Annotated in this window: 4 protein-coding genes and 3 tRNA genes; all 7 read right to left on the minus strand. The window is 57.2% G+C overall.

Features of this window, described 5'->3' with window-relative positions:
- Positions 1 to 183, minus strand: a 183-nt coding sequence (locus APH30_RS26625; RefSeq protein ID WP_256222094.1) for a GTP-binding protein, incomplete at its 3' end; no start/stop codon positions are given.
- Between the two features lie 76 nt (positions 184 to 259).
- Positions 260 to 335, minus strand: a tRNA-Thr gene (locus APH30_RS26630).
- Positions 336 to 364: 29 nt separating this feature from the next.
- Positions 365 to 438, minus strand: a tRNA-Gly gene (locus tag APH30_RS26635).
- A 24-nt stretch (positions 439 to 462) separates the two neighbouring features.
- Positions 463 to 546, minus strand: a tRNA-Tyr gene (locus tag APH30_RS26640).
- A gap of 152 nt (positions 547 to 698) precedes the next feature.
- Positions 699 to 1,124 carry a hypothetical protein gene (locus APH30_RS26645; RefSeq protein ID WP_054914204.1) on the minus strand — a complete coding sequence of 142 codons (426 nt, stop codon included), beginning with the start codon at positions 1,122 to 1,124 and terminating at the stop codon, positions 699 to 701.
- Positions 1,125 to 1,131: 7 nt separating this feature from the next.
- A complete protein-coding gene (locus APH30_RS26650; protein WP_054914205.1) occupies positions 1,132 to 1,881 on the minus strand; it encodes a pantothenate kinase in 750 nt (249 codons plus the stop codon).
- Entirely contained in the window at positions 1,871 to 2,830 is a 960-nt protein-coding gene (birA, locus tag APH30_RS26655; protein ID WP_054914206.1) for a bifunctional biotin--[acetyl-CoA-carboxylase] ligase/biotin operon repressor BirA, read from the minus strand. Before birA ends, APH30_RS26650 begins: the two co-directional genes overlap by 11 nt.
- Between the last annotated feature and the right edge of the window lie 213 nt (positions 2,831 to 3,043).

Here is a 3,043-nt window from a genome sequence, read left to right on the forward strand (position 1 = left end):
GATACCGCGCGCTTTTTCTTCCGGAGCCGAGTCGATCTTGTCGAACTCAACGACTGCCGAACCGAAAACTTCGGAGCAGACGCGAGTCAGAGCTGCGGTCAGAGTGGTCTTACCGTGGTCAACGTGGCCGATGGTGCCGACGTTAACGTGGGGAAGGGAACGATCAAACTTTTCCTTAGCCATCGATACAACCCTCGCAGAAGAATAGTCTTGCGCTGATAAAACAAAGGCAGATATTTTCATATCTGCCTTGTTTGTATGGAGCTCTTGAGCGGATTTGAACCGCTGACCTCACCCTTACCAAGGGTGTGCTCTACCAACTGAGCTACAAGAGCGAAACACTTTGTGCAAAATCCAGCAAACTTGGAGCGGGTAGCGGGAATCGAACCCGCATCATCAGCTTGGAAGGCTGAGGTTCTACCACTAAACTATACCCGCGGAGCTTGCGGCTCTCGCTAAAACTGGTGGAGGGAGAAGGATTCGAACCTTCGAAGCTCTCGCAACGGATTTACAGTCCGTCCCCTTTGACCGCTCGGGAATCCCTCCAGATGTGGCCGGCATTCTATTTGTCTGCCGTCCTAGTGTCAAGCGTTTTTTCAAATTTTTTCAATCAAATCTGAAACTTAGCTGCTTTGACACCGCTTCCAGCTCTACCACCTAAGTGGTGTTCCCTGTGAAGCGGGCGCCATTCTATCAAGCTATTCGTCAGTTGCAATACCCTGGCAGAAAATAATTTTATGTTTTAAGTCTTTGAAATCATTGGAAAGAGATGAGAGCACCGTTTCATCCAGCAATCGCTCGCTTTCCGGGGCTACCTTGAGCCAACGACCATCGGCACCAGGCAACTGCCCTACCACCGGCAACGTCGCAATATCGAGGCTAAGCAGGCGCTGGCGCAGGGCTTCGAGCTGCGCCTGCACCATTACCCCACCTATTACCAGGCATTCATCCCGGCGCTTTGGGGGTGTTGATACACCCGTTTCACGCAAAAGCCGGATTTCTTGCTGACTCCCCTTGTACAGAGACAAGGGGGCGACTTCCTTGACCTTCAGCGGGGCTTCCTGCTGATGCCACACGTAGTAGAAGACGTTGAGCACCAGTAACAGCAGAAACAACCAACGCATAGGCACCTCAATCCAATGGACAAGCCATGGCCAGCCCCACGAACACCAGGTCGGGCACGACACGCGCCTGGGGCACGGCCTCCCTCACTAGCGGCGCATCGCCCCCAGTGAGGAATACGGTGAAATCTTCACCCCACAGGGCGCGTGCCTGCTCGAGCTGCGTGCGGGCAAAACCCTGCAGCATCAGAACACAACCGCGCTCGACTGCCTCGACGGTTGAGCGCCCTGGTAACAGGCTGGTCAACGCGCGCTCGGCGGAGGCATCGTCATAACGAATGCGCCGGGTGTGGGTGCGCAACTGACTGCGCATCAATGGCATGCCCGGGCAGATATACCCGCCCAGGTGCTCGCCATCCGCAGCCACGAAGTCGGCTTTTGCAGCAGTTCCCAAATCGATGACCAGGCAAGCCCCTTTGGCAACATGAAATGCACCTAATGCGGCCAGCCAGCGATCCATTCCCAAACGCTGATAATCCTCATAACCGTTGCGCACGCCTGCCATTTCCCGGGCAGGGTGCGCTACCCGGGCCTGAACGGCAAAGGCATGGGCGATAACCGCGCAAAGCGCATCGGTCTCTTCCTCGCTACGCACACTTACAATGCGACAGCCCGTAAGACGCACCGAGGCGAGTGCGGCCACTTCGGCCACCAATGCCTGATCGGAGTCGACAATCCCGCCGCCCTCGATCACTGCGTCGGCGACATGGATGACCCGCCATTTGATAAAGCTGTTTCCGCAATCGAGCTCAAGAATCATCACGCAACCTCAAACTGAGCTCACCACCGCTGAAGCTCTTCTCCACTCCATCCACCTCAAGGCGCAAGCCGCCTTGCCCGTCGACGCCAAGAACAACACCATCAATACGTGTGTTACCGGCAATCAGCGATACACTCCGGCCTTGCCAAAGGTGCGCCTGCTCCCATTCCTCCTGGAATGCAGCGAAACCATAGCGCCGATGACGTGCCAGTTCATGCTGCAAATGCTGGGTTAGCGACGCCACCAGGTGATTCCGGTCTATTGCCCCACCCAGCTCGCGTCGCATCGACGTCCACTGCTGGTCAACCTGCTCGTTCGCCTGCATGTTCACATTGATGCCGATACCCAGCACAACATGGCAGACATCGGCTGGATCTCCCACCAGTTCCAGCAGAATGCCGGTGATCTTCATCCCGCGAACCAGGACATCGTTAGGCCACTTCAGCCCTACGTCCTTTACACCAAAGCCCTGCAAGGTGCGCATTACTGCCAACCCTACCACCAGGCTCAAGCCTTCAAGCTGGCGCATGCCGCCGTCAACCCGCAGCACCAGGCTGTAGTACAGGTTCTCGGCAAACGGACTGACCCATTGCCGACCACGTCGGCCACGGCCAGCGCTCTGGCGCTCGGCCAAAACCAAAAAGGGTGCTGCCTGGCCCTCACCCACCATGCGCAGGCCTTCGGCGTTGGTCGAGTCGATTGTGTCGTGGATGAATACTGGCCACTGCTCGCCTTCGGCGAACCCGGCGATTGCTTGTGCCTCGAGCAACACCAGCGGCGCAGCCAATTGGTAACCACGCCCACGAACTTTGTGAATGGTGAGGTTCAGTTCACTCTCCAGGTGCTGCAGCTGCTTCCAAACGGCGCTACGACTCACCCCGAGGGCCGCCCCCAGAGCTTCTCCGGAATGGAACCGGCCGTCCTTGAGGAGATTCAACAACTTCAGCATGCCAGTCTCGACTTGGAATAAGGCAGGCATGATAGCTATGGGCTGGGGGATTGCATAGGAAAAGGGCCGAATGCCTCGGGCTGAAACGCTCAGCCTGACGATAATGCCGCCGAGGAGCAGGCGCTGTGATGGCACCGGCTGCGCCGGTGTTCGCGGGCACGCCCGCTCCCACAGGGATTGCTGTGAGGCCAGGGGACTTTTTTGGAGCACAAA

The sequence above is a fragment of the Pseudomonas sp. NBRC 111127 genome (assembly GCF_001320345.1).
In the GTDB taxonomy this organism is placed as follows: Bacteria; Pseudomonadota; Gammaproteobacteria; order Pseudomonadales; family Pseudomonadaceae; genus Aquipseudomonas; species Aquipseudomonas juntendi.

Coding starts and splice junctions, on each gene's coding strand:
- APH30_RS26645 (WP_054914204.1), bottom strand. CDS start 1,124: ATGCGTTGGTTGTTTCTGCTGTTACTGGTGCTCAACGTCTTCTACTAC.
- APH30_RS26650 (WP_054914205.1), bottom strand. CDS start 1,881: ATGATTCTTGAGCTCGATTGCGGAAACAGCTTTATCAAATGGCGGGTC.
- birA (WP_054914206.1), bottom strand. CDS start 2,830: ATGCTGAAGTTGTTGAATCTCCTCAAGGACGGCCGGTTCCATTCCGGA.